The organism is Acrocarpospora corrugata (assembly GCF_009687845.1).
Classification (GTDB): Bacteria; Actinomycetota; Actinomycetes; order Streptosporangiales; family Streptosporangiaceae; genus Acrocarpospora; species Acrocarpospora corrugata.
Genome location: NZ_BLAD01000091.1, coordinates 1 through 25,397 on the forward strand (window position 1 = coordinate 1; position 25,397 = coordinate 25,397).

The following is a 25,397-nucleotide window of genomic DNA, read 5'->3' on the forward strand; positions in this document are numbered from 1 at the left end:
GGGGGGTGGTTGTCCCACCCACCCGCCCTTTGGTCACCCTCGGGGCGCCGCCCCGGCCCCCGTTGGTCGCCTTTGGGCCTCCGTCCATCTCACGACGAGATTTCAGACGGTAGTTAACGTTCCGTTCAACAAGGTAGGGCATATTTAGGACATGTCCGCCGAAATCTCTATCGCCACGAAGCAGGAAGACCACAACCCAGAGGACCGACCGCTTCCTCTTGATCGTTTCTTGAACCGCGAGGAGAGCTGGCTCCAGTTCAACGAGCGGGTGCTCGAACTGGCCGAGGATCCGAGGACGCCGCTGCTGGAGCGGGTCAGGTTTCTGGCGATCTTCGCCAGCAATCTGGATGAGTTCTTCCGGGTACGGGTGGCGGGACTGAAACGGCGGATGGCCACCGGCCTGCTGTTGCGGACGAAAAGCGGATTGAAGCCGCGGGAGGAACTGGCCAGGATCGCGGGGATCGCGGACGGCCTGGCCCGGCGGCACGACGCGTGCTTCCACAAACTGGTGGGGCCGGACCTGGCGGCTGAGGGGATCGAGATCGTCCGCTGGGACGACCTGGGCCGGGACGAGCGGACCGCGATGCGGAAACTGTTCCGAGAGCGGATCCGCCCGGTGCTGACCCCGCTCGCCGTCGACCCCGCCCACCCTTTTCCCTATATTTCTGGACTTTCGCTGAATCTTGCGGTCACGGTCCGAAACCCGGCGACCGGGAACACCGTCTTCGCCCGCGTCAAGGTCCCGAGCCAGCTGCCCCGCTTCGTCACCGCCTCCCGGGACCGTTTCGTCCCGTTGGAAGACGTCATCGCCGCCCACCTCGGCCAGCTCTTCAAGGGCATGGAGGTCGTCCAGCACCACGTCTTCCGGGTCACCAGGAACGAGGACCTGGACGTCGACGAGGACGTCACCGAGAACCTGATGCAGGCCCTCGAACGTGAGCTGCTGCGCCGCCGGTTCGGCCCGCCGGTCCGGCTGGAGGTCGAGGACACCATCACCGATGAGGTCCTGGAGCTGCTGGTCGAGGAGCTCGGCGTCGCCGAACACGAGATCTACCGGCTGCCCGGCCCGCTGGACCTCTCCGGCCTGCACACCATCGCCGACATCGGCCCGGCCCAGAACAACCGGGGCGAGCTCTACTACCGGCCGTTCGTGCCGGCGGAAGCCGTACACGCAGACGATGACATCTTCGCGCTGCTCAGGGAACGCGACATCCTGCTGCACCACCCGTACGACTCCTTCTCCACCAGCGTGCAGCGCTTCATCGAGCAGGCCGCCGCCGACCCGGACGTGCTCGCGATCAAGCAGACGCTCTACCGGACCAGCGGCGACTCGCCCATCGTGGACGCCCTGATCGACGCCGCGGAAGCCGGCAAGCAGGTCGTGGTCGTGGTCGAGATCAAGGCCAGGTTCGACGAGCACGCCAACATCTCGTGGGCGCGCAAGCTCGAACGCGCCGGCTGCCACGTCGTCTACGGCGTGCTCGGCCTGAAGACGCACTGCAAGCTGGCCCTGGTCGTCCGCCAGGAGCCCAGCGGCGAGCTGCGCCGCTACTGCCACATCGGGACCGGCAACTACAACCCGAAGACCGCCCGGATGTATGAGGACTTCGGTCTGCTGACCGCCGATCCGCTGATGGGCGAGGACGTCACCGACCTGTTCATCCACCTGACCGGCTACTCCAACCACTCGGCCTACCGCCGCCTCCTGGTCGCGCCGCACTCGATGCGCCAGGGCCTGCTCGGCCGGATCGACCGGGAGATCGCGCACCAGAACGCCGGCCGCCCGGCCAGGATCCGGATCAAGACCAACTCGCTGGTCGACGAACCGATCATCGACGCGCTCTATCGCGCCTCGCAGGCGGGGGTCAGGATCGACCTCTTCGTGCGCGGCATCTGCACGCTCCGGCCGGGCGTTCCAGGTTTGTCGGAGAACATCCGGGTCAGAAGTGTGCTCGGCCGCTTCCTGGAGCACTCCCGGGTCTTCGAGTTCGGCCTGGGCAGGCGTCCGGAGTACTGGATCGGCAGCGCCGACCTGATGCGCCGGAACCTGGACCGCCGGGTGGAAGCCCTGGTCAAGGTGACCGGAGCGCAGCATCGCTCGTACATCGCGGACCTGCTCGATCGGGCCTTCTCCGATGGGACGGACTCATGGTGGCTCAACGCGGACGGACACTGGCAGCGGCACCGAGGCGAGGATCTGCAGCACCATCTCATCGGCACCCGGCGGTGGCGAACGGTGGACGACGGCAAATGACCGATCTGGTACGCGCCGCCGGCGCCGTGATCTGGCGTGGCGACGAGCGTGACCCGGAGGTCGCGGTGGTCCACCGCCCCCGCTACGACGACTGGTCCTTCCCCAAGGGCAAGCTGAAACCCGGGGAGCACGTGATCGCCGCGGCCCTCCGGGAGGTCGCCGAGGAGACCGGCCTGCGGATCCTCCTCGGCCGCGCCCTTCCGCCGGTGCACTACCTGAAGGACGGCCGGCTGAAACGGGTCGACTACTGGACCGCCCAGGCGGTCGGCATCGGCGGCCTGGAAGACCTGGAAGCCGTCGAGGAGGTCGACCAGGTCGCCTGGCTCAATCTGGACGCGGCCCGCCGCCGCCTCACCTACGAATGGGACGCGGGCCTGCTCCGGGCCCTCACCGCCGCCCCCCTCCGCACCACCCCGGTGATCCTGGTACGGCACGCCCAGGCCGGTTCCCGCCAGGACTGGAAAGGCGACGACGACCGCCGCCCCCTCGACCACGCCGGCGCCGCCCAGGCCGAAACCCTGGCCACCGTCCTGGCCGGCTACGCCCCCGCCGCCCTGGTCACCTCCCCCAGCAAACGGTGCACCCAGACCCTCAAGCCGTACGCCACCAGCAGCGGCCTCCCGCTGCGCAAGGAGAAGCTGCTCACCGAAACCCACTTCGAGCCACGCGAAACCCTCCGCCTGGTCCGCAAGCTGGACGAACCCGCGGTGGTGTGCACGCACGGCAAAGTCGTCCCCGGCCTGCTGGACGGGCTCTGCGAGCACCGCTGCGGCGACACCCACCTGCGCAAGGGCGCCTTCGCGGTGATCCACCGCGACGGCGACCGGCTGGTCAGCGTGGAACGTTACGTGACCTGACTGACCTTGGCCCACACGCCGGGGAACTTGCGTTCGGCGCGGTCGGCCTCGGCGTGCTCGATCCCGGCGAGCACCCCGTAGGTGAAGGTGTCCTCACCGGCCTGGCGGGCGCGGTCGGCCTCGGCGGCGAGGGTCTGCTGGGCGACCACGCCGTCCTGGTGTTTGCCGAGCACTTCCTGAACCGATTCAGCGCGTTTGGCGGCCTCGGTCAGGCCGACCACTTCGGCCGTGTACCGAGCCCGTTTGGCGGCTTTGCGCACGTCGTGCATGGAGATCTCGCGGGCGGCGCGGTCCTCGATGGCCTGGGCGGTGGCGTACCGGCCCTCGACCCGCCGCCACTCCTTGTCGACGATCTTCTCCAAGGTCTCCCCGGCCGGTTTGGCCGCCTTCTTGGTCAGGGTGAGCGGCGCGTCCAGGGCGTCCAGCAGCGCGAAGTAGCGGTCGCCGCTCAGGGCCTCGCGGATGCGCTCGTATCCGGCCTGTTCCTTGGCTTCCAGGTCGGTGCTGAGGCGGGCCCGGACCGGACCGACGATCTGGGCCTCCTCCAGGGTGTCCAGGTGCCCGGCGAACCTGGCCCTGATCACCTCCAGATCGCGGACCTCGCCGAGCACCTCGCCCAGCCAGCGCAGCTCCTCCTGGACTTCCTCGGTGCCCTCGACCAGGGACTTGAACGCCTTGAGCGCGCTTCTCATCCGGCGGCACGCCACCCTGGCCTGGTGGACGGCGTCGTCCTCGGCCCGGCGGACCGGCCCGTCGTGCGCGATCAGCGCGTCGATCTGGCGGCGGTAGTAGTCCACGATGACCGCGCCGGCCGTGCCCGGCTCCGGTCCTGCCTGCGGGGCGGGTACGGCGTCGCCGAGCAGCCGCCCGAGCTTGCTCGCGGATTCCGCCGTGACCGCGCCGGCCTTGCGCAGCCGCTTGCCGGTCCGGCGCAGCAGCTCCTCGTCGCCCTTGACCAGTTCGGCCTCGACCTCGCGCCACCGCGTCATGGTCGGCGAGTCGCCCAGCACCGTGCCCTTGACCTGGTCGTCGGCGACTTCGAGCAGGACCTCTCCTGACTCGTCCATGAGCCGGGTGACCCCGCGCTTGGTGTCCAGCTGGGCGACCGGGACGAGTTCAGCGCCGCGGGTGTAGACCAGCACCAGCTCGGCCAGCTCGGCGGGGACGATCTTGGTGCTCCGGGTCAGCGGGCGGGTGATCTCCTGCCGGACGCCCTTGGACTTGGGCAGCTTCAGATGCCACCCGGCGTCGGCCCCGCCGCGCCGCCGCCGCAGCGTGATGCCACGCGCCGCCAGCCGCAGGTCGGGCGTGTCGAAATAGAGGGCGACCAGCGAGTAGGTCCGGGGCCCGACGGCTTCGGCGACACCTTTCACGCCGCTGAGATCCGGGATCTCGAATTCGGCCGGAACGTCGAACTTGTCTTCGATCTCGATCGCCACTAGCACCTCGCAGTGAACGGATGGCCGCGTATTTGCGGCCATGATGCCACCTGAAGGTGAACAAATCGCTCAAGGCACCTGCAAGAGCTCGATTCTGTTCCCAACTGGGTCGTGCACATGGCATCGCCGATACCCGGGCAGCAAATCATCCGGTACGGCCTCCGGCAGCCGCGCCAGCACCGCGTCCAGGTCACTGACCAGCAGCGCGGGATGCGCCTTACGCGCCGGCCGGAAATCCGCCTCGATCCCGAGATGCAGTTCGACGCACTGCGCCCGGAACCAGGCCCCACCCCGTTTGGCCAGCTCAGGTGGCTTCTCCACTTCCGTCATACCCAGCACGCCGACATAGAACGCCCGCAGCTCCGGCTCGCTCCCGGCCGGCGCGGCCAGCTGGACGTGATGAAATCCGACAATCATTTACGACTCCTTGCGCGCGACGACGAAAATCCGCCGGAACGGGAACGGGGTGCCGAAAGCCCGGCGCGGATACGCCTCACCGAGCAGCCGGGCGGCGTCCGCCAGGAATTCGGCCTGGCGGTCCGGGGTCAGCCGCCCGAGCATCGGCCGGAGCGCGGTCGCCCTGACCCAGTTGAGCACGGCGTCCTCGCCCTGGAGCACGTGCACGTACGTCGTCTCCCAGGTGTCCACCGCGTGCTCGGCGAGCAGGTCGAGGTATTCCACAGGATCCCCCACGGGGGCGTATCTGACCAGGTCACCGAGGTCGTCCCGCCAGGTCGCGCTGACGCAGAGGTCGCGGATGACCACATGGCTGGGGAAGTCGAAGTTCCCGGGGACCTGGAAGGCCAGCCAGCCGCCGGGGGCCAGGTCCTCGGCCATCCAGCGGGTGATCAGTTCGCGGTGTTCTGGCAGCCACTGGAGCAGCGCGTTGGAGACGATCACATCAACCGGTTCAGCGGGCTTCCAGTCCCGGGCGTCCAGCACCTCGAAACGGGCTCCCGCCGGGGCTTTGGCGATCATCTCCGGGGAGGAGTCCACGCCGTGCAGGTCCGCGTCCGGCCAGCGGCGGGCCAGCTGCACGGTGAGCTCGCCGGTGCCGCAGCCCAGGTCGACGACCCGGGCCGGGTGCTCGGCGCCGATCCGGCCGACCAGCTCGAAGAAGGGGCGGGCTCGCTCACCGGCGTAGCGGCCGTACAGGATGGGATCCCACATGCCGGAAACCTCCATTTATCTCGACATCAAGATACTTGATATCGTGATAGATGTCTCGACGTCAAGAGAGATAGACTGAGTTCCCATGAAGCAGGCCGAGGATGAAGTTGACCGGCTCGTCGCGGCGTGGAAGCAGGAGCGTCCCGATCTGGACGTCAGCCCGCTCCAGGTGCTGAGCCGGGTGTCCCGGCTGAGCCGGCACCTGGAGCGCGCGCGGCGGGCCAGTTTCGCCGAGCACGCGCTCGAATCCTGGGAGTTCGACGTGCTCACGGCGCTGCGCCGGTCCGGCGAGCCGTACGAGCTGAGTCCTGGCGCGCTGCTGCGCGCCACCCTGGTCACCTCGGGCACCATGACCAACCGGATCGACCGGCTGGCCGCGACCGGACTGGTGACCCGCAACCCCGACCCCGAGGATCGCCGCGGCGTGCTCGTCCGGCTCACCCCAGCCGGGCTCGAACGCGTCGACGCGGCCTTCGCCGGCCTGCTCCGCCGCGAGCAGGAGCTCCTGGCCGCCCTCGGCCAGCATGAACAGCAGGCCCTTTCGGGCCTGCTGCGCACGCTACTTGTCCCTTTTGACGATTCCGACAGCGGAGCGTAGGGGCTCACTGCCCGCCAACTGGCAGGCGAAACCCGAGTAAGACGGGACGATAGCGCCTAACGGTTTCATTTGGGGTGTGTGATTTACGTCACACACCCCGGCTGGGTCGATCCAGCATGATCATTTAGGGAAGCCCCTGCCAGCAGGGGAAACGACCCTCCCATTCCCAGGTTTCCCACAGGTACGTGATGTAGCGCGGGAACCCCCCGGCGCAGGTAACAAGCTGTTCAACTTTCGCAACCCTAGATCGTCTTATAGCTTTTATCTGTTCCTTTACTGACGCATGGGGCGCAAGTGACGTCCCACGACAGACCTGGGGTAACTCAAATGAAGCGCACATTCGTTGTGGGCGGCATCAGCGCGGGCCTGCTGGCCTCCGCTCTTGTCTCCTCCCCCGCTCAGGCGGCCGACGAGGTTCCGTCGGTCATCCTGGCCAACACCAACCTGGCCGCGCAGCAGGTCGCCGCGTTCTGGTATGGTGAGGGCAAGGCCAACCTGATCGGTGCCACGCCTTACGACGTGGAGACCAAGATCGTCGCCAAGCACGTCTCGACCGGTGGTCCCGCCGCGGACAGCAAGCCCGGCGTGATCCCCGCGATCGGCGACGAGAAGAAGAGCACCAGCAAGTCGAAGAACGTCAACCTGCCCAAGACCTCCGGCAAGGTGTTCTTCATCGGCTCCGACGGTAGCCCGCACTGGTGCACCGGCACCTCGCTCCAGTCGCAGTACCGCAACCTGGTCGCCACGGCCGGCCACTGCGTGTACGACACCGAAAGCAACGCCGCCACCCTCTCGAAGTGGGTCTTCATCCCCGGTTACTACCAGGGCAAGACTCCGTGGGGCATCTACGTCGGCAAGCAGGGCTTCACGCACTACGACTTCGACGTGTACGAGGACGGCGACCGCGACTACGCGTTCGTCACCGTGTACAACGGTGTCGTCCCCAGCGCTTCGCCCGTCTTCGACAAGGACTACGAGAGCAAGCCTTACAAGACCAAGGCTGAGGCCGAGAAGGAGAAGGCCAAGCTCGCGGCGGACAAGACCACTGGCTGGTCTTGGCTGAAGGTCGAAGAGGTCGTCGACTACCACCAGGTCAAGCCGGTGGGCACCCCCGAGACCACCAAGGTCGAGGGCATCACCTGGGACGCGTGGCACGAGTTCAACAAGTACACGGACACCGACGAGATCAACAACCCGTCGGCGCCGGGTACTGGCTACACCACCCAGGAACTGACTGGGCCCACCGCCCAGACCCAGTGGCGGAACGCCCTCCCCGGCACCAACTTCGAGGGTCAGTTCTACCTGAGCTCGGACAAGAAGAAGCTCGGCTACACCCTGCCCAAGCAGGGTGGCGGCTACCGCTACTTCCTGCGCTCCTTCTGGGCCAACTACGACCTGGACTACAAGGTCGTCGGCAAGGTCCTGACCGTCGCGCTCAAGGACGTCGGTCGCCTCGGTGACAACGTCGGTGGGCAGGGTCTGGCCTACAACCAGAAGGTCGGCAAGCCGGTCTTCGTGTTCGGTTACCCGAGCGGGTCGCACCCGGACGGCAACTACGCCTTCTCCGGCAAGACCCTGAAGTGGGCGTACGGCAAGACCTTCGCCGCTTCCGCCTCGGCCATCAAGGCTGAGGAGCTCATCGGTATCAAGTCCAGCTTCACCGGTGAGGGCGCGATCGGTTCGTCCTGGCTGCTGAACTACAAGAGCGCCCGTCGTCTCGGCTACCTGAACGGTGTGACCATCGGCGTCTCCGACACCGACGGCAACAACCGTTACGACACCAGCGTTTCCCCGTACTTCGACGGTGAGACCTACGGCGTCTACAGCGCGGCCAAGAACCTCTGGTCGGGCAAGATCGTTTAGTAGCACCCAGGGATGAACCGGAGGTGCCCCGGTTCGCCTGAACGAGAAATGAAGGGCTCGGCCATTTACGGCCGAGCCCTTTCTATATTTTTATGCCACCCTATTTAGGGCTATTCGCCGAGACGGTCGGCCACGTCCATCCAGTCGATTTCAGCGGATTCCTTGAGGGCCGCGATCTCGCGGAGTTCGGCGTCGAGTTTGCCGAGCCGTTCGAAGTCGCTGGCGGCCTCCGCCATCTGGGCGTGCACCTTGCCTTCGCGTTCGGCCAGTTTGTCCAGCTGCCGTTCCAGCCGGGACAGCTCCTTCTGGAGCTCCCGCTGCTCCTTGGCGGACAGCCCGACCGTGATCGGGGCCTCCACCACGAGCGTGGGGGCCGGCGCGGTGGCCGCGCGGGCCGAGAGCGCGTTCCCGGCCGCGCGGCGCTCCAGGTACTCGTCCACGCCGCCAGGGAGCATCGACAGCTTGCCGTTGCCGAGCAGGGCCACCATGCGGTCGGAGACCCGCTCCAAGAAGTAGCGGTCGTGGCTGACCACCACCAGCGTGCCCGGCCAGCCGTCGAGCAGGTCCTCCAGCTCGGTCAGGGTCTCGATGTCGAGGTCGTTGGTGGGCTCGTCCAGCAGCAGCACGTTCGGCTCGTCCATGATCAGGCGGAGCAGCTGGAGCCGGCGCCGTTCGCCGCCGGACAGGTCGCCGATCACCTTCCACTGGGCGTCGCCCTTGAAGCCGAGGCGTTCCAGCAGCTGGGAGGCCGACCATTCCTTCTTGCCGACGGTGATGTACTTGCGGACCTCCTCCACCGTCTCCAGCACGCGCCGGTTCGGGTCGAGTTCGGCCAGCTCCTGGGAGAGGTGGGCGAGTTTGACCGTACGCCCCTCGACCAGGCGGCCGGAGTCCGGGCGGACCGAGCCGGAGAGCAGGCGCAGCACGGTGGACTTGCCGGAGCCGTTGACGCCGATCAGCCCGACCCGGTCGCCGGGGCCGAACTGCCAGGTGCAGTGGTCCAGGACCAGCGGTCCCGCGTCCGGGCCGCCCGCGTGCAGCGTGACGTCTTCGAGGTCGTAGACCGTGCGGCCCAGCCGCGCGGAGGCGAACTTGAGCAGTTCGACGGTCTCGCGCGGCGGCGGCACGTCGGCGATCAGGGCTTCCGCGGCGTTGATCCGGAATTTGGGCTTGGAGGTCCGGGCGGGCGGGCCGCGCCGCAGCCAGGCGATCTCCTTGCGCATCAGGTTCTGCCGCCGGTCCTCGGCCGCCTGCGCGACCCGGGAGCGCTCGGCCTTGGCCAGCACATACGCGGCGTAGCCACCGTCATACCGTTCGACCGAGCCGTCCACGACCTCCCAGGTCCTGGTCGACACCGCGTCCAGGAACCAGCGGTCGTGGGTGACCACGATCAGCGCCGACTTGCGGGCCGCCAGATGCCCGGCCAGCCAGGCGATGGCCTCGATGTCCAGATGGTTGGTGGGCTCGTCGAGCACGATCAGGTCGTCGTCGCCGATCAGCAGCCGGGCCAGCGCGGTCCGGCGCCGCTCGCCGCCGGACAGGGCGCCCGCCCGAGAGGACAGCTCGATGTCGCCGAGCAGGTTGGCCAGGATCTCCCGGATCGCGGCGTCACTCGCCCACTCGTGCTCGACCTTGCCGCCCAGCACGAGCTCCTGGACGGTCGCGTCGGCGGCGAAGTCGTCCCGCTGGGAGAGCACGCCGACGCGCAGGTTGCGGGTGTGGGTGACCCGCCCGCTGTCCGGCTTCAGCTCCCCCGCGATGATTGAGATCAGCGTGGTCTTGCCACCGCCGTTGCGGCCGACGACGCCGATGCGGTCGCCTTCCTCGACACCGAGCGAAACACCGGCGAGCAGGGGCTTGGGACCATAGGCGTGGGAGACGGATTCAAGATTGACCAGGTTCATCGCCTGGTAAGGATATCTAGACCAGCACGGCTCCGGGGACCGGTCCGTACGCGCTGACCGTCGCGCGGCAGACGCTGCGCAGCGCCACCGACAGGTCCAGGGCGTGCTCCGCGGACTCGGCGAGGAACGCGCAGGTCGGCCCGGAACCAGAGACCAGCGCGCCGAGCGCGCCCTGCTCGCGGCCCTCGTCCAGGGTGCGCAGCAGGCTGCGGCGGAGCATGATCGCGGCCTGCTGCAGGTCGTTGGCCAGGGCCTTTCCCAGCCCCTGGGGGTCGCCGTCGCGCAGGGCCGCGGCCAGTGGCTCGCTCAGCGCGGGCCAGGCGGCGCGCTCTCCCGCGGCTTCCCTGAGGCGGTCGCACTCGCTGTAGACGGTGGGCGTGGACAGGCCGCCGTCGGCCAGCGCGAACACCCAGTGGAAGGTCCCCGACACCGGCAGCGGCGTCAGCACCTCGCCGCGCCCGACGCCGACCGCGGTCCCGCCGAGCAGGGCGAACGGCACGTCGCTCCCCAGATCGGCGGCGATGTCCGACAGATCTTCCAGGGACAGGCCGAGCCCCCAGAGCCGGTCGCACGCCACCAGGGCGGCGGCGGCGTCGGCGCTTCCCCCGGCCATGCCGCCAGCCACCGGGATCGACTTGCGGATGACCAGCTCCGCGCCGTACGCCCGGCCGGCCCGGGAGGCGAGCGCGCGGGCGGCCCGGATCGCCAGGTTGTCGCCGTCCACCGGCACCTGGTCGGCCAAGTCGCCCTCCACCCGGACGGTCAGCGTCTCGGCCTCGGAGGCGGTGACCTCGTCGAAGAGCGACACCGCGTGGAACACATTCACCAGATCGTGATAGCCGTCGTCCCGGAGCGGGCCCACCGACAGCTGCAGATTGACCTTGGCCGGGACTCGTACGGTCACAGATGACGTCACGGCACCCGAGCCTAACCTGACCTGCCTCAATGCCTGACAAACGATCACCACAAATTGGGGCGAAAGCCGTACACGGAACGGTACGGTTGCGGCAACGCGCGGTTCACGGGGAGTGCACATCGACGTCAACTCGGCTATCAGCGCGCCGCTTTCCGACGGTGATCCGGCGCGAATCGGGCCGTACCAGCTGGTTGGACGCCTCGGCACGGGCGGCATGGGCACGGTCTACCTGGGCCTGGACGGGGAACGCCAGGTCGCGGTGAAGGTCGTCAAGCGGCAGTACGCGGTGGACGAGGAATTCGGCCTGCGCTTCAAGACCGAGGTGGAGCACGCGCAGCGGGTCGCCTCCTTCTGTACGGCGCTGGTCCTGGATCAGGGCACGACGGAGGACGGGCGGCCGTACATGGTCACCGAGTTCATCCAGGGCACCCCGCTGGACCGGCAGATCGCGACCTCCGGCGCGCTGGACTCGGGCAGCCTGCACGGCGTCGCCTTCGGCGTGGCCGCCGCGCTGACCGCCATCCACGCCGCCGGGCTGGTTCATCGCGACCTCAAACCGGCCAACGTGATCCTGTCCATGTCCGGGCCGCGAGTGATCGACTTCGGCATCGCGCGGGCGGTCGACGCCACGCACGGGCACACCGAGACCGGCGAAGTCGTCGGCTCCCCCGGCTGGTGGGCGCCAGAACAGTTACAGGGCCGCCTCGTCACCCCCGCCGTCGACATCTTCACCTGGGGCTGCCTGGTCGCCTTCGCCGGCAACGCCCGCCACCCGTTCGGCGAGGGCGACCCCATGGTCCTGGCCCACCGCGTCCTGGAATCCGAGCCCGACCTGGACGGCCTGCCCGCCCCCCTCGACCACCTCGTCCGGCGCGCCCTGCACAAGGAGCCCCGCCACCGCCCCTCCGCCCAGGAGCTCCTCCTCGCCCTCGTGGGCGGACGCGAGGACCCCAGCACCGAAGTCCTGGCCTGGGACCCGGCCAGCACCGCGTCGCTGACGTGGGACCCGCCGGAGGACCTGCGACCCCCCGCGCCCACCCGCAAACACCGCAAATGGCCGTACGCGGTGTTAGCCGGCCTCCTGGTCCTGGGCGCCGGCCTCTACCTCGGCTTCCGCGACAGCACACCGGCCGACCCCACCGGCTCCAACGCCCGCCCCAACGACATCGGCCGCCGCCTCGTCATCCGCGACATCCACCTGATCGTTCAACCCCCTCGCTGCCGCCCCGCCCCCGACGGAACGGCCTGCTCGGTGACCTGGCTCCTCATCAACATGGGCGGCGCCACCACCCAACTCACCCCCTACCCCCGCCTAACCGACAACCAAGGCAACACCCACACCACCACCACCCCACCCCCACCCGACCAACTCGCCCCCGGCGACCACCTCACCCTCACCGCCGAATACACCCTCCCCGAGGGCAACACCCCCACCTCCCTGACGGGATCTTTGGTGTCCGGCGGCCCCGAAACAGAGGTCCGACTGTGAAAGCCCACGCAACACTCGGGACAGCTCTGACCGGATGGCTGCGTTCGCCCACCCACGGTCCGAACTCCACGAGGGCTCCCCTGCGAGGATCACGCTCTTCGGGGGAGCAGAGATCCGGAAGTGTCTCGCCAACACTGACGCGGGTCCTTCCCATCCGGCGGTCGTCATTTGGGTGGCGGCTGCGGAGGGTGGCGGCTTTGTTGGTGGTTGGGGGTTTGGTGGTGGGGTTGGTGGGGGCTGGGTCGCCGCCTGTTGATGTCTGCGGGGGTGCGGGGACGGCGGATTTTGATGGGGATGGGGTCAATGACGCCCTGGTTACCGATCCGGTTTCGCCGGGGGGTGAGTTGGAGGGGCGGGCCTACTTGTTGCTCGGGCCGATGTTGAGTGCGCGGGTGATGCCGTTGCTGCAAGGGGGTGGGCAAGCGGGGTGGGCGGCCAAGGCGGGGCATCTGGATGGGGATGGGTGTCTGGATGTGGTGATTTCCAATCCGTTCGCTTCGGGGGTTTCCGATGGGGGTTCGGTGCCGGGGGCGGGGGTTGCCTATGTGTTCTGGGGTGGGCAGGCGATGGCGGGGTCGCGGCTGGAGTTGAAGGTTCCTTCGCCGCGGACGAACGCGCATTTCGGGTGGTCGCTGGCGATCGCGTCGGGGACGGTGGCGGTGGGCGCGCCGCATGAGGACGCGGACGAGGTCGCCGATTCCGGGGCCGCGTACGTGTTCAGGTTCGACGGGCGCAAGCCGCGAGAGGCGCAGCGGATCACGCAGAACTCGCCGGGCGTGCCGGGGCATGCGCAGACGGGGGACATGTTCGGGTGGGCGCTCGCGTTCGCCCGGCTCGGCGGGAACGCGGGAGAGGTCGATCTGGCGGTCGGCGTGCCATTCGAGGATCGGGAAGAAGTCGGGCAGATCGACACGGGGGCGGTCGCGCTCGTGTACGACGTGGCGACCAAGCCGTGGACCTATCGGGGAGTGCGCTGGGATCTGTCGCTGGTGGCGGCGGGCACCGAGTCACGCACCGGCGACCATTTCGGGCATTCACTCGCGTTCGGTACGCATGCCGGGAAGGGCTACCTCGCCATCGGAGCCCCCAACGCGGACGTCCAGGGCGTGCCAAACTCCGGCCTGGCCCTGCTCTTCGAGTCGACCTCCGGGGACCCACGCCTGATCAGGAGCCTGCACGAGGGCACGGTCGGAATCGGCGACATCGCGGAAGCGGGCGACATGTTCGGCTATGCGCTCGCGTTCGTGGGGACGGACGTCCTGGTCGGGATTCCGGGGCAGAGTGAGACCCGGCGCCCGGAAAGCGGAGCCGTACAGGCGATTCCGCTGGATCCGACCCGGTTCAGCCGGCAGATCCGGCTGGCCAACGGGCAGTCCTACGATCATTTCGGGTGGAGTCTGGCGCGGACCGGGGACGGGTACGCGCTGGTGGGAGTGCCGGATCGGAGGACGACCGGGGCGGTGGCCGTGGTCTCGCCCGTCGGCGAAGTGCGGAAGCTGATCGTTCCGGATGGGGACGCGCTGGAGTTCGGGGCGACCGTCACCGGCTAGGGCCGTGCTCCGCGATTCTGGCGAAATCGAGCACGCTCAGCTGTTCGCCGCGTTCCGAGGGGTTGATCCCCGCTTTGGTGAGGGCTGTTTCGGCGGCGGACGCCGTACCGGCCCAGGAGGCCAGGGCGGCGCGGAGGGTTTTGCGGCGCTGCGCGAAAGCGGCGTCCACGACGGCGAAGACCTGCTCGCGGGTCGCGGAGGTGGCCGGCGGGTCGCGGCGGACCAGCGAGACCAGGCCGGAGTCCACGTTCGGAGCGGGCCAGAACACGTTCCGGCCGACCGGCCCGGCCCGGCGAACCTCCGCATACCAGGCCGCCTTCACCGACGGCACACCGTAGATCTTGGAGCCGGGCGGCGCGGCCAGCCGATCCGCGACTTCCGCCTGAACCATGACAAGCCCGCTCCGAAGGGACGGCAGGCACTCCAGCATGTGCAGCACCACCGGGACCGACACGTTGTACGGCAGGTTCGCCACCAACGCGGTCGGCAGGACGGGCAGATCCTCAGGACCGATCCGGAGCGCGTCGGCGGCCAGCACCGACAGGCGGTCGGCGTGCTCCGGAGCCCTCTCCGCGACCGTCACGGGAAGCTGCGCCGCCAGCACCGGATCGATCTCCACCGCCACCACCCGGGCGACTTCGGCCAGCAGCGCCAGCGTCAGCGACCCCAGACCCGGACCGATCTCGATCACCACGTCCTCCGGCGTGACCCCCGCCACCCGGACGATCTTGCGGACCGTGCCGCCGTCGATCACGAAATTCTGCCCGAGCCTCTTCGTCGGACGGATGTTCAATTTCTCCGCCAGCGTGCGCACTTCGACGGGCCCAAGCAAACTCATGCCTCCAGTCTCCGGCATGTGAGCGTGCCGAATTACCTGTTGCCCTCGGGTGAAGTACATCCAAGCTGAACTCGGCGTCGAACATCCCATGTACGAAGGGAGGCAACGGTGGATAACGTGGGCGCGCAATCCCAGGTGGTAGGAGATCCCCCGATGGAACCGACCGGCGCCGAGCCGCTCACCCCGCACGACCCTGCCGCGATCGGGCCGTATCGGCTACTGGGCAGGCTGGGCGAAGGCGGCATGGGCACGGTCTACCTGGCCGTCGCGCCCACCGGCCGGCTGGTGGCCGTCAAAGTGGTGAAGGCGCAATTCACCATGGACGATGATTTCGCCGCCCGATTCCACGGCGAGGTGGAGAACGCCCGCCGGGTGGCGTCCTTCTGTACGGCCCAGGTGCTGGACAACGGGAACACCGAGCACGGGCAGCCGTACATGGTGACCGAGTACATCGCCGGGATCCCGCTGTCCCGGCAGATCAGCCAGTACGGCGCGCTCGACCCGGGGCCGCTGCACGGCGTGGCCCTCGGCGTCGCCGCCGCGCTGGCCGCGATCCATGTGGCGGGGCTGGTGCATCGCGACCTCAAACCGGCGAACGTGATCCTGTCCATGTCCGGGCCACGGGTGATCGACTTCGGGATCGCGCGGGCGCTGGACACGACGCACAGCTTCACGCAGTCGGGCGAGTTACTGGGAAGTCCCGGTTGGTGGGCTCCTGAGCAGGTTCGCGGCCAGGAGATCAGCCCTTGGACGGACATCTTCGCCTGGGGATGTCTGGTGTCTTATGCGGCGACTGGCCGGCATCCGTACGGGCGCGGGGACGCGGTCACACTCGCGGCCCGGGTGCTGGCCGGCCGGCCGGATCTCGGGGCGTTACCGGCCCCCCTGAACGAACTGGCCCGAAGGGCGACAGATCCCGACCCCTTCCTGCGTCCGACGGCGCAGGATCTGCTGATCGCACTGGTGGGCGGCTCGATTCCGGCCCCTGCCTCGATGAGTTCCATGCCACCCAGCTCGCAGAGCACCCTGGTCGCCACCGAACTGCTCAGCGAATCCTGGGAAGCTCCCCCCAACGTCGCCGACGAACCGGACGTCACCCAGATCCTCGCCCGAACCGCCCTCTCCCCAATCCCAGCACCCACGACCGTCGAAACCCCGCAATCGACACCTGAGACGCCTGGAACTGCCCCCGGTCCGAGGAACCCTTCCGGCCCTGGAGATTCTCCGGGCAGTTCTTCCCACGGGCCTGGAGATTCCGCCGCCTCAGGGGGTGCTGCTCCAGGTTCGAGGGGTTCCGTTCCCGGCTCAGACGGGCCTCCGTTCGGTGCGCCCGATTCGGGGGGATCCGCCGCGGCTTCGACCACGCCAGAAGGGTTCGCCCCAGGGCGAAGCACTCCGGCGGGAACGCCTCGGACTATTCCAGAAGGTTTTGCTCCGGGCCGGAGCCCTCAAGCTTCCGCTTGGACTCCCCAGGTGCCCCCGGCGAGTGCTGGCGCGTCGGCGGTTCCCGCTTCTTCGCCGAGTTCCTCGGGGTGGCCGCCCCACGGCGGGTCTCCCCCTGTGGGTGGCCCGGTGACAGCTGTAGAGCAAGCGTGGCGTTCCGCCGCGTCCGACACCGACCCCCATGGGGGGATCCGGTTCGCGGAGGATTCGCCCACCGAGGGAAGTAAGCGGGAGCGCACCTCGGTGATGCGGTGGCTGCTCGCCGCCGGTGCCGTGGCGGCCGCGCTGACGGTGACCCTGGTCGTGCTGCTCACCGCCGGATCCGACGAAAAGCCCAAGCCCGTGGCGAAAGCCACCGTATCCGCGCCACCCCGGATCGGCGAGGACGTCGGCCGCCAGATCGCGCTCGGCGGGTACGATCTGGCGCTCCTCATCCCCCAGCAACCCCGCTGCGACGTGAAAACCCATGAGGGCGCAACCGCAGCCAAGGGCGGATTCTGCCTGGTGCGCTGGACGATGCTGAACACCGGCGGCGACCTGGCCGCGTTCAACGGCGCAGCCCCCACCCTCATCGACGACAAAGGCGACGAATACCCGCCGCACGAGTCCTCGACCACCCTCCCCACCGCCCTGAAACCCGGCGCGAAAGTGGACGGTCTCCTCGTCTTCGACCTGCCCTCGGGCCGTACCCCCGTGAAGCTGTCCCTCACCGACGACGTGGAGGCCCAGCTGTGAACCGCTCCGCCGTCCTCACCGCGGCCCTCGCCACCCTGCTGGCCGCCGTCCTCTCCACCCCCGCGTCCGGTACGGCTACCGCGCGCGCCGACTGCGCCACCGCGGGCCCGGCCGACTTCAACGGCGACGGCCTCAACGACGCCGTCGCCGGGGACCCCTTCGCCGATCTGGGCGACATTCCCGGCGCGGGCGGGGTCCAGGTGCTCCTGGGCGGCAGCTCCGACAAGGACACGGAAGGGCTTCCCGGCCTCGGCGGCACCGTCGAACTGCGCAGCCCCAACCCGGAACCCGGCGAGGGCTTCGGCTGGGCCGTACGGACCGCGCACGTCAACGACGACAAATGCCTTGATGTCATCGTCGGAGCTCCTTACGCGGGTGATGATGACTCCGGTGCCGCGTATGTGTTCTTCGGGACGGCCTCCGGTGCGGCGGACGTGCTGGCGTTGGATGCGGACAAGCAGGCGGAAGCGCACTTCGGGTGGTCGCTCGCCTCCGCGGATCTGAGTGGCGGGGGCGCGGTCGTCGCTGTCGGGGAGCCGCACGCTGACGAACCCGCCGACGCGGGTGCCGTGCACGTCTTCGACCTGGACGGGACGATTCGGTCCGCCAAACGCCTGACGCAGGAGGATGACGGCGTCATCGGCAACGGCGAGGTCGGCGACATGTGGGGGTGGGCGATCGCGATCGGCAACCTCGGCGGCGACCCCGGCAAGCCTGATCTGGCCGTCGGCGCTCCGTACGAGAACAATGACGGCACCGGAATTCAGGTGGCCGAGGGGAAGCTCGACTCGGGCATGGTGGCTGTCGTGTTCGATGTCATGGACGACGGGCCGTACGACAGCCACAAGTGGGATCTGAACCAGGCCACGAAGGAAGTCGTGGAGAAGTCCGGCAATCGTTTCGGCTGGTCTTTGGCGTACGCGGAGTGGGGGAACTCGGGTTATCTGGCGGCGAGCCTGCCGCTGGCCGACCAGGGCGACATCCGCGACGCGGGCGCGATCCAGCTGTTCGAGCGCAAAGGCTCCGGCGAACTCAAAGCCAGCCGGACACTCCGCATGGGCGTAGGCGAACTCCGCTTCCCCACGATCCCCGTCGTCAAAGGCGCGGCCATCGGCTGGTCCATGGCCTTCCTGAATCCTGGCGGGACTCCGATCATCGCGATCGGGGAACCATACGCGTCAGTCCAGGGCGTTCCCGAATCCGGGCAGGTTCGTTTCTCCACAGTTCGTGGCGGCGAGAGCGGCGACACCCTGGACTTCTTGGAATCACAGCCATACCAGCACTTCGGCTGGTCCCTGGCCGGCTACGGCAGCCCCAACGGACTGTCCGCCGGCCGCGGCCTCATCATCGGCATCCCCGACCGCAAGGGCGGCGGCGCCGTTGCCACCCGCGCGGTCGGCCCTGCCACCTTGCTCAAAACCACACTCAAGGGAGCCACCGACCTGGGCCGCGCAGTGGGCTGAGGATGGGTGCCGCAGCCGTCGTCGGTCAGGCGCCGAGGCGGGCGCCGCAGTGGGGCCATTGGCCCTGCCAGCGGCCCTGGACTCGTTGGAAGAGGAGTTGGGCGCGGTAGGTCTGTTCCTCGGCGGGCCAGTCGATGGGGGTTTTGGTGCCGCCCACGGCCAGCCACATGGGGAGGCTGAACTGGTACATGCCGTAGTAGGGGCCGCCCGCGTTGTACGCCTTCGGGTTGCCGTGGGATTCGCAGTCGGCGAGGCCGGCCCAGTTGAGGGCGGCGACGTTGGGGGCGATGGGGATGGTTCGGGGCGGGAGGGACGGGCCTACTCGGATGATCGAGCCGTCTTTGGGGAAGCTGGTGAGGGCAGGACGGACGGTGTCGCCTTTGGGGAGGGCGATGTTGGCCTGTTTGAGGACTTCCCCGACAGTACGACCGGTGGTGATGGTGCTGACGCGGATCTTGCCGGCGACGATGTAGACCTTGCGTTCGGTTTTGACGCTCAACTTGAAGCCGGAGACCGGGATCTGGCGCATGCGGTTGGCGGACAGGCGGAGGCGGGCGGGGTCGAGTTTGAGATCCTCGAGGGCGTCGCCAACATTGAGCGCAGTGATCATGTGGGTGCTGCGTTTGCCGTCCATGATCAGGGTGAGCGGGCGCGCGTGCCGTACCACGATGGTGGCGCCGTCGGCCACGGTCTCGGTCGGGGCGGGGCGGACGTGGTCCTCAGCGTCGTAACTGATGTCAGCGGAGTCGAGCACCCCGTGCACTGTTCCGGCGAAACTGCGGAATGTCACCAGATCACCGTCGACATCGAGCGTGATCTGCTTGGCGAGCCCCCCGCCGACGATCATGCCAAGCGTGACCCCGGCAAGCGCGGCATAAACCGACCCGGCCCAGGGCGACAGCAGCCAAGCCCGCCAAACGGGCACCGGATACTCACGAACCTGACCGCCGCCCTGCCCCAGCTGATCAGCAATCAACTCATCGACGTCCTCCAGCGACGGCGGCGCTCCACCAGCACTCCGCCGCGCCCGCCGCGATCCCGGCCGCGGCCCACTCCGCCGACCTTCCCCCGATTCAGCCCAGACCTCGCCCCCGATCTCTTCCGCGCCACCTTCATGAACACCGTCCAACGAACTGTCGCGAGCACGCCTGCGCCGACGACCGGCAGGCTCGTCCATGCGATCAACAGGAGGCGGTCCACCCCAAGCCCCGGATGAAGACTCACCCGCATACGCTCGATCAGCGAAAGGCGTCGCGACCCAGGCTCCAGTCGAAACCTCATCGGCGGAAATCGTCCCGTCCGCACGCGCTCGACCAGCAGGACCCGGCGCACCCGACAAAGGCTCACCGCTGTGCGCGCCAGCGGCGGCATGCGGCCCCGCCGACTCGCCCGGGTGCGGTCCGTCAGGGGGAGGCGGGCCGGTCGGTTCGCTGGGGTCGCCTCCGGAGGGTTGCTCCAATGTCGGTGAATACATGGATGCGTCCTTCCGGAGGTTGACCGGCTCACGACGCTAGCGCCGTCGTCACTCCTGCCTCAACCTCATCACTGAATCCCCGCCGTGACATTGGTCGCAGTTGGCTCAGGAGAATATCCCCAATATGCCGCAAACCCCATGCATTAGCAGGCGTTTTGCCGATCTGGCTCTACCAGGCGCCGAAAACCTGCTCCCCGTTGCGGCTCACCGCGCCGGCCAGATCATCCGCATCGACGCCCTTGACCTCGGCCAGGCAGCGCAGAGTCAACGGGATCAGGTAGGGCGCGTTCGGCTTCCCCCGATGCGGCACCGGCGGCAAATACGGCGCATCCGTCTCGACCAGCATGAGCTCCACGGGCGCCACCGCCGCCGCTTCCCGCAGATAACCAGCGTTCTTGTACGTCACCGGCCCAGAAAACGACAGGAAATATCCCGCCTCCACGCACTTCTTGGCCATTTCGGCGTCACCCGAATAGCTGTGGAACACCACGACCTCCGGCGCCCCCTCCTCAGCGAGCACCGCCAGCACGTCATCGTGCGCATCCCGATCGTGGATCACCAGCGCCTTCCCGGTCCGCTTGGCGATCTCGATATGCGCCCGAAAACTCACCTGCTGATCCTGGTGCGACGCCCAGTCCCGGTAGTAGTCGAGCCCGGTCTCCCCCACGGCCCGCACCCGCGGCTGCCGAGCAAGCTCCTCAATCTCCGCAAGCACCTCAGGCGTAGCCGCATGCGCTTCATTCGGATGAATCGCCACGCCCGCATACACATCCGCATGATCCCGAGCGACTTCGGCATTCCACCGCGACGACCGCAAGTCATACCCGATCGTCACCAACCGAGTGACCCCCACCGAACGCGCCTGCTCCACAATCGCCGCCACGGAGGCCCCCGCCGCCTGCGCTGCCAACGCCACCGGATCACCCGAAGACGCCTGCCGATCACCGACCATGATGTCGAGATGGCAGTGGGAATCGAACACGTCAGCCCCTAGCGGCTGCGGCAGGGAGGGCATCTCACGCGACATGCCCTCAACTTATCGCCCCAACCTGGGTCACCATCCCAGCGCATCAGCCGAGCAACCCCCGCCGCTCCTCGTGCTGCGAATGAAGACGGAACGGGTCCACGAACCTGCGCCGGGTCGATGCGAGCTCACTGACCTCGGCGATCCAAGCCGATCAACGCGACTATTCGGTGGGCGTCTTGTCGGCGAGGCGGGCGAGTTCCTCGTCAACGATCTTCGGGTCCAGCTTGGTGAACAGCGGAGTCGGCGGGGCCAGGCGCGTTCCGGAACGGATCGGCTGGTGGGCCCAGGTCGCGGCGCCGTCGTAGGCGCCGGTGATGATCGGGTACTGCGGGCCGCCGTCCTCGCTGACCTCGCTGATCTGCGGCATTCCAGACCAGACGCCCTCGCCGCCCAGCATCTCGAAGATCTTGTTCGACGAGTTGGGGAGGAAGGGCGTGAGCAGGGTCTTGGCGTCGTCGACCACCTGCAGTGCCACGTGCAGGATCGAACCCTGGCGGGTCGGGTCGTCCTTGATCTTCCAGGGTTCCTGCTCGGCCAGGTAGCGGTTGGCGTCGCGGACCACGTCGAAGGCCTCGTTGACCGCGTTCTTGAACCTGGACCGGGCGAGTTCGGCGCCAACGGCGGCGAAAGCCGTACGCGAGCGGTCGAGCAGGGCGCGGTCGGCGTCGGTGAGGTCGACGGCGGCCGGGATCTCGCCGAAGTTCTTGGCCGCCATGGAGATCGACCGGTTGACCAGGTTGCCCCAGGCCGCGACGAGTTCACCGTTGTTGCGGTTGACGAACTCCGACCAGGTGAAGTCGGTGTCCTGATTTTCCGGACCCGCGACCGCGATGTAGTAGCGCAGCGCGTCCGCCGAGTACCGCTCCAGGAAGTCGCGGACATAGATGACCACAGACCTGGACGAGGAGAACTTCCTCCCCTCCATCGTCAGGAACTCGCTGGAAACCACCTCGGAGGGCACGTCCAGCCGCCCAAGCGACCCCGGCGTCCCGCCGCGCGCGCCTTCGCCGTTGTAGCCGAGCAGCAGCGCCGGCCAGATCTCGGCGTGGAAGACGATGTTGTCCTTGCCCATGAAGTAGTAGCCGCGCGCGTCCGGGTTCTGCCACCAGGCGCGCCACGCGTCCGGGTCGCCGGAGCGGCGGGCCCACTCGATCGAGGCGCTGAGATAGCCGATGACCGCGTCGAACCAGACATAGAGCCGCTTGTCGCTGCGGTCACGCCAGCCGTCGAGCGGGATCGGCACACCCCAGTCCAGGTCCCGGGTGATCGCCCGCGGCTGCAGGTCGCCGAGCAGGTTGAGCGCGAACTTGAGCACGTTCGGACGCCATTCGCCCTGCTTGCTCTGCAGGTAGGTGCCCAGCACCTCCGCGAACGCGGGCAGATCGAGCATGAAATGCTCGGTCTCGATGAACTTGGGCGTCTCACCGTTGATCCGCGACTTGGGATTGATCAGGTCAATCGGGTCGAGCTGATTGCCACAGTTGTCGCACTGGTCGCCACGCGCGCCGTCGTACCCACAGATAGGGCAGGTGCCCTCGATATAGCGGTCAGGCAGCGTACGCCCGGTAGACGGGGAGACCGCCCCCATCGTCGTCTTCGGGAAGACATACCCGTTGTTGTACAGCCCGAGAAAGATCTCCTGCGCCACCGAGAAGTGGTTACGCGTGGTCGTCCGGGTGAACAGGTCGTACGACAGCCCCAGCGCGGTCAGATCCTCAGCGATGATCCGGTTGTACCGATCGGCGAGCGCGCGCGCGGACAGACCTTCCTTGTCGGCCTGGACTTGAATCGGCGTGCCGTGCTCGTCCGTCCCCGAGACCATCAGCACCTTGTTGCCCGCCATCCGCTGGTAGCGGCTGAAGACGTCGGACGGCACGCCGAACCCGGAAACGTGCCCGATGTGCCGTGGCCCGTTGGCATACGGCCACGCGACGGCGGTCAAGATGTGCTGAGACATGCGTCCAGCCTAGAGCCCCTTGACGGCCCGCTCGAACGAATTACCCCGCACACGCACCCAACCGGTCGGCGGCGCAGCGGATGGGCGCGCACCCAACCGGTCGGCGGCGTAGCGGAAGGGCGCACATGCCGAACCACCGGGCGTCAGCGTGAGGTACACCTGCACCGGACGTCTCCGCGAGGCACGCACTCGTGCGCGCCCTTCGTGCTGGCGGCCTTCGTTTCGCCCGCTCTCGCCTCGTCAGCCCAGCCGATCACGTGGCGGCGAGCAGGATCCGTGCCAGTTCGTGTGGCTGGGAGAACATCGGCCAGTGGCCGGTGTTCATCTCGACCAGTCGCCAGTGTTCGCTGGTCAGCAACTTGACCACATCCTCATTCGGAGTGTCGCCGTCGAGGAGGCATTTGATGTAGGTCGCCGGGAGCTCGCCGAGCGGACGGCTCAGCACGGCCGGCTCGGTCAGCGAAGCGCCAGGGTGCGGAGTGGAACCACCGACGATCCGGGCGATCTGCTCGCCGGTGAGGCCCTGCCCGTCGTAGTCCGCCGCCGTCAGCGGTGCCCAGAAGCCCTGATTCTCGGCGATCGAGCCCTCCACCATCGCCCGGCCGTCCGGCCAGGCGGATACGAAAGACTCACCGTCGGCCGGAACGTTGGAGTCGACGAAGACCACGCGAGCCAGCCGATCGCCGATCCGCTCAGCGGCCTGACCGACCGGAATGCCCGAGTAGCTGTGCCCGACCAGAATGACGTCCCGCAGATCGAGGCGCTCGATCTCATCAACGATGTCCCGGACGTGAGTCTGCTGCCCGGCCGGGACACCCTGCTTCTCAGCGAGGCCGGACAGCGTCAGCGGATGGGCGCCGTGGCCAGCCGCACGCAGCTCCGGCACCACCTCGTCCCACGCCCAAGCTCCCAACCACGCCCCTGCCACCAGCACGAATTCCGCCATGGAACCAACGTACCGAAGCGGTCCGACAATCTCGGAGTGGTCGCGCCTCGGCCCTCCAGCGCTGCGATCGATCGCCCATCGCAGCGGCAGACGCCGCGCATCCCACGCCAAGGTTCGTGCGGCTAACCCCGGGTGCTCGCGCGGGTGACGGCCTCCGCCGCCTCCTCGGCCGCCGACGCGGCGATGTCGATCGAGGTCTCCTTCGACCGGCGAATGCCCAGGATGCTGATGAACAGCGCAGCGAAGATGGTCTGGAAGCTCATGATGAACGCGGTCGCCGACGGCACGACCATACGCAGCACCTCGGCGGGGATCAGCTCACCGAACCCGCGACCCCCCCAGTGCGCCAGCGAGGCGATCAACCCCACCAAACCGCCCAGCGCCAGCAGCCCGCCCGCGACCAGGCCCTTCTCCAAAGTCACGATATCGACCAGCTTCTTCACCCGCCGGTCCTCCGGCAGGAAGCCTTCCTCCGCCGCGTACACCTTGGTGAACAGCGCGAACAACGCCGCCTGGAATCCGATCACGACCATCGCCGACGCGCCAACCAGCGTGTCGATGTCGAACGCGAGCTTGCCGATGTAGACCGGCCCGAAGGTCAGCGCGGTGCCCGCGACCAGGCCGAGCGTCATCAGCGCCAGGCCGGGGATGAAGAACAGCCAGCGCGGGCTGTACAGGAGCAGGAAGCGCAGGTGGCGCCAGCCGTCCCGCCAGGAGCGCAGGTGCGGCGGGCGGGTGCGGCCGTCGGGCGACAGCGTGGTCGGCACCTCGCGCACGTCCAGGCCCTGCAGGGTCGCCTTCACCACCATCTCGGAGGCGAACTCCATGCCCCCGGTCTGCAGGCCCAGCCGCAGGATCGAGTCCCGCCGGAACCCACGCAGACCGCAGTGGAAGTCCCCGATCGCGCTCGGGAAGAACAGCCGCCCGACGAAGGAGAGGACCGGATTGCCCAGGTAACGGTGGAGCGGCGGCATGGCGCCGGGGGCGATCCCGCCCTTGAAGCGGTTGCCCATCACCAGCTCGCCACCCGCCCGCAACTCCTCCACGAACGGCAGCAGGCCGGTGAAGTCATAGGAGTCGTCGGCGTCGCCCATGATGACGTACTTGCCGCGCGCGGCGCGGATGCCACCGATCAGGGCGTTGCCGTACCCCTTCTCGTCAATGTGCACCACCCGGGCGCCCGCATCCCTGGCCAGCTGCTGCGAACCGTCGGTGCTGCCGTTGTCGGCGATCACCACTTCGCCGTCGATGCCATGTTCGCGCATGCACTCCAGCGCCTTGCGCACACATGTTTCAACGGTCTCCGCCTCGTTGAGGCAGGGCATGACCACCGTGAGTTCCACGTCGCAACCCTTCAAGCTCCCGATCAGATCAACCAATCATGCCCGCTACCCACAGGTGCCCGAGTCAAGTCCGTGAAACGACTGGCATTCTGTAAGCATGGTCGCGGTCGCGGAACCGACAACGCTGAGCG

At 68.2% G+C, this 25,397-nt stretch carries 19 protein-coding genes; 8 read left to right on the forward strand and 11 right to left on the reverse strand.

Features of this window, described 5'->3' with window-relative positions:
• Window positions 1-151 precede the first annotated feature (151 nt).
• Window positions 152-2,254, forward strand: a complete 2,103-nt coding sequence (locus tag Acor_RS34800) for an RNA degradosome polyphosphate kinase (protein WP_155341029.1) — start codon at window positions 152-154, stop codon at window positions 2,252-2,254.
• A complete protein-coding gene (locus Acor_RS34805) occupies window positions 2,251-3,111 on the forward strand; it encodes an NUDIX hydrolase (protein ID WP_155341030.1) in 861 nt (286 codons plus the stop codon). Before Acor_RS34800 ends, Acor_RS34805 begins: the two co-directional genes overlap by 4 nt.
• Here Acor_RS34805 and Acor_RS34810 read toward each other — a convergent pair.
• The 3 genes from Acor_RS34810 to Acor_RS34815 form a co-directional block, all read right to left on the reverse strand.
• Window positions 3,099-4,550, reverse strand: coding sequence for a CYTH and CHAD domain-containing protein (locus Acor_RS34810; RefSeq protein ID WP_155341031.1), 1,452 nt, complete (start codon window positions 4,548-4,550; stop codon window positions 3,099-3,101). The two genes, Acor_RS34805 and Acor_RS34810, sit on opposite strands and share 13 nt — an antisense overlap.
• 69 nt (window positions 4,551-4,619) lie before the next feature.
• Window positions 4,620-4,967 (reverse strand): VOC family protein, encoded by a 348-nt coding sequence (locus tag Acor_RS42490; protein ID WP_170317229.1) that lies wholly within the window; start codon window positions 4,965-4,967, stop codon window positions 4,620-4,622.
• A complete protein-coding gene (locus Acor_RS34815) occupies window positions 4,968-5,720 on the reverse strand; it encodes a trans-aconitate 2-methyltransferase (protein WP_170317230.1) in 753 nt (250 codons plus the stop codon).
• A gap of 85 nt (window positions 5,721-5,805) precedes the next feature.
• Here Acor_RS34815 and Acor_RS34820 point away from each other — a divergent pair, with 85 nt between their 5' ends.
• On the forward strand, window positions 5,806-6,318 hold the full coding sequence (locus tag Acor_RS34820) for a MarR family winged helix-turn-helix transcriptional regulator (protein WP_155341032.1): 513 nt from the start codon (window positions 5,806-5,808) through the stop codon (window positions 6,316-6,318).
• Between the two features lie 327 nt (window positions 6,319-6,645).
• Complete coding sequence (locus Acor_RS34825) at window positions 6,646-8,181, forward strand: trypsin-like serine peptidase (protein WP_155341033.1); 1,536 nt, start codon at window positions 6,646-6,648, stop codon at window positions 8,179-8,181.
• A gap of 110 nt (window positions 8,182-8,291) precedes the next feature.
• Here Acor_RS34825 and Acor_RS34830 read toward each other — a convergent pair whose 3' ends face one another.
• Window positions 8,292-10,085: an ABC-F family ATP-binding cassette domain-containing protein gene (locus tag Acor_RS34830; protein ID WP_155341034.1), complete on the reverse strand. Its 1,794-nt coding sequence runs from the start codon at window positions 10,083-10,085 to the stop codon at window positions 8,292-8,294.
• Window positions 10,086-10,101: 16 nt separating this feature from the next.
• Complete coding sequence (locus tag Acor_RS34835; RefSeq protein ID WP_246239536.1) at window positions 10,102-11,001, reverse strand: 4-(cytidine 5'-diphospho)-2-C-methyl-D-erythritol kinase; 900 nt, start codon at window positions 10,999-11,001, stop codon at window positions 10,102-10,104.
• Between the two features lie 112 nt (window positions 11,002-11,113).
• Here Acor_RS34835 and Acor_RS45960 point away from each other — a divergent pair, with 112 nt between their 5' ends.
• Together Acor_RS45960 and Acor_RS34845 are read left to right on the forward strand one after the other, a co-directional pair.
• On the forward strand, window positions 11,114-12,490 hold the full coding sequence (locus Acor_RS45960; RefSeq protein WP_308805705.1) for a serine/threonine-protein kinase: 1,377 nt from the start codon (window positions 11,114-11,116) through the stop codon (window positions 12,488-12,490).
• Between the two features lie 566 nt (window positions 12,491-13,056).
• Entirely contained in the window at window positions 13,057-14,040 is a 984-nt protein-coding gene (locus Acor_RS34845; RefSeq protein WP_170317231.1) for an FG-GAP repeat protein, read from the forward strand.
• Here Acor_RS34845 and rsmA read toward each other — a convergent pair.
• Window positions 14,030-14,878: a 16S rRNA (adenine(1518)-N(6)/adenine(1519)-N(6))-dimethyltransferase RsmA gene (rsmA, locus tag Acor_RS34850; protein WP_155341037.1), complete on the reverse strand. Its 849-nt coding sequence runs from the start codon at window positions 14,876-14,878 to the stop codon at window positions 14,030-14,032. The genes Acor_RS34845 and rsmA overlap by 11 nt on opposite strands.
• A 153-nt stretch (window positions 14,879-15,031) precedes the next feature.
• On the opposite strand from rsmA, the gene Acor_RS34855 reads away from it, so the two are divergent.
• Window positions 15,032-17,056 (forward strand): serine/threonine-protein kinase, encoded by a 2,025-nt coding sequence (locus Acor_RS34855; protein WP_155341038.1) that lies wholly within the window; start codon window positions 15,032-15,034, stop codon window positions 17,054-17,056.
• Window positions 17,053-18,519 (forward strand): integrin alpha, encoded by a 1,467-nt coding sequence (locus Acor_RS34860; RefSeq protein ID WP_155341039.1) that lies wholly within the window; start codon window positions 17,053-17,055, stop codon window positions 18,517-18,519. Before Acor_RS34855 ends, Acor_RS34860 begins: the two co-directional genes overlap by 4 nt.
• A 25-nt stretch (window positions 18,520-18,544) precedes the next feature.
• Here the strand turns inward: Acor_RS34860 and Acor_RS34865 are convergent, their stop codons facing one another.
• From Acor_RS34865 to Acor_RS34885, 5 genes are all read right to left on the reverse strand, one after another.
• Window positions 18,545-19,495, reverse strand: coding sequence for a resuscitation-promoting factor (locus Acor_RS34865; RefSeq protein ID WP_170317233.1), 951 nt, complete (start codon window positions 19,493-19,495; stop codon window positions 18,545-18,547).
• A 667-nt stretch (window positions 19,496-20,162) separates the two neighbouring features.
• On the reverse strand, window positions 20,163-21,020 hold the full coding sequence (locus tag Acor_RS34870) for a TatD family hydrolase (RefSeq protein ID WP_155341041.1): 858 nt from the start codon (window positions 21,018-21,020) through the stop codon (window positions 20,163-20,165).
• 160 nt (window positions 21,021-21,180) lie between these two features.
• Window positions 21,181-22,977, reverse strand: a complete 1,797-nt coding sequence (gene metG, locus Acor_RS34875) for a methionine--tRNA ligase (protein WP_155341042.1) — start codon at window positions 22,975-22,977, stop codon at window positions 21,181-21,183.
• Between the two features lie 253 nt (window positions 22,978-23,230).
• Entirely contained in the window at window positions 23,231-23,923 is a 693-nt protein-coding gene (locus Acor_RS34880) for an alpha/beta fold hydrolase (protein ID WP_155341043.1), read from the reverse strand.
• A gap of 122 nt (window positions 23,924-24,045) precedes the next feature.
• Window positions 24,046-25,266, reverse strand: a complete 1,221-nt coding sequence (locus tag Acor_RS34885) for a glycosyltransferase (RefSeq protein ID WP_218034664.1) — start codon at window positions 25,264-25,266, stop codon at window positions 24,046-24,048.
• Between the last annotated feature and the right edge of the window lie 131 nt (window positions 25,267-25,397).

Coding starts and splice junctions, on each gene's coding strand:
- Acor_RS34800 (WP_155341029.1), top strand. CDS start 152: ATGTCCGCCGAAATCTCTATCGCCACGAAGCAGGAAGACCACAACCCA.
- Acor_RS34805 (WP_155341030.1), top strand. CDS start 2,251: ATGACCGATCTGGTACGCGCCGCCGGCGCCGTGATCTGGCGTGGCGAC.
- Acor_RS42490 (WP_170317229.1), bottom strand. CDS start 4,967: ATGATTGTCGGATTTCATCACGTCCAGCTGGCCGCGCCGGCCGGGAGC.
- Acor_RS34815 (WP_170317230.1), bottom strand. CDS start 5,720: ATGTGGGATCCCATCCTGTACGGCCGCTACGCCGGTGAGCGAGCCCGC.
- Acor_RS34820 (WP_155341032.1), top strand. CDS start 5,806: ATGAAGCAGGCCGAGGATGAAGTTGACCGGCTCGTCGCGGCGTGGAAG.
- Acor_RS34825 (WP_155341033.1), top strand. CDS start 6,646: ATGAAGCGCACATTCGTTGTGGGCGGCATCAGCGCGGGCCTGCTGGCC.
- Acor_RS34830 (WP_155341034.1), bottom strand. CDS start 10,085: ATGAACCTGGTCAATCTTGAATCCGTCTCCCACGCCTATGGTCCCAAG.
- Acor_RS34845 (WP_170317231.1), top strand. CDS start 13,057: ATGGCGGGGTCGCGGCTGGAGTTGAAGGTTCCTTCGCCGCGGACGAAC.
- rsmA (WP_155341037.1), bottom strand. CDS start 14,878: ATGAGTTTGCTTGGGCCCGTCGAAGTGCGCACGCTGGCGGAGAAATTG.
- Acor_RS34855 (WP_155341038.1), top strand. CDS start 15,032: ATGGAACCGACCGGCGCCGAGCCGCTCACCCCGCACGACCCTGCCGCG.
- Acor_RS34870 (WP_155341041.1), bottom strand. CDS start 21,020: ATGTCGCGTGAGATGCCCTCCCTGCCGCAGCCGCTAGGGGCTGACGTG.
- metG (WP_155341042.1), bottom strand. CDS start 22,977: ATGTCTCAGCACATCTTGACCGCCGTCGCGTGGCCGTATGCCAACGGG.
- Acor_RS34880 (WP_155341043.1), bottom strand. CDS start 23,923: ATGGCGGAATTCGTGCTGGTGGCAGGGGCGTGGTTGGGAGCTTGGGCG.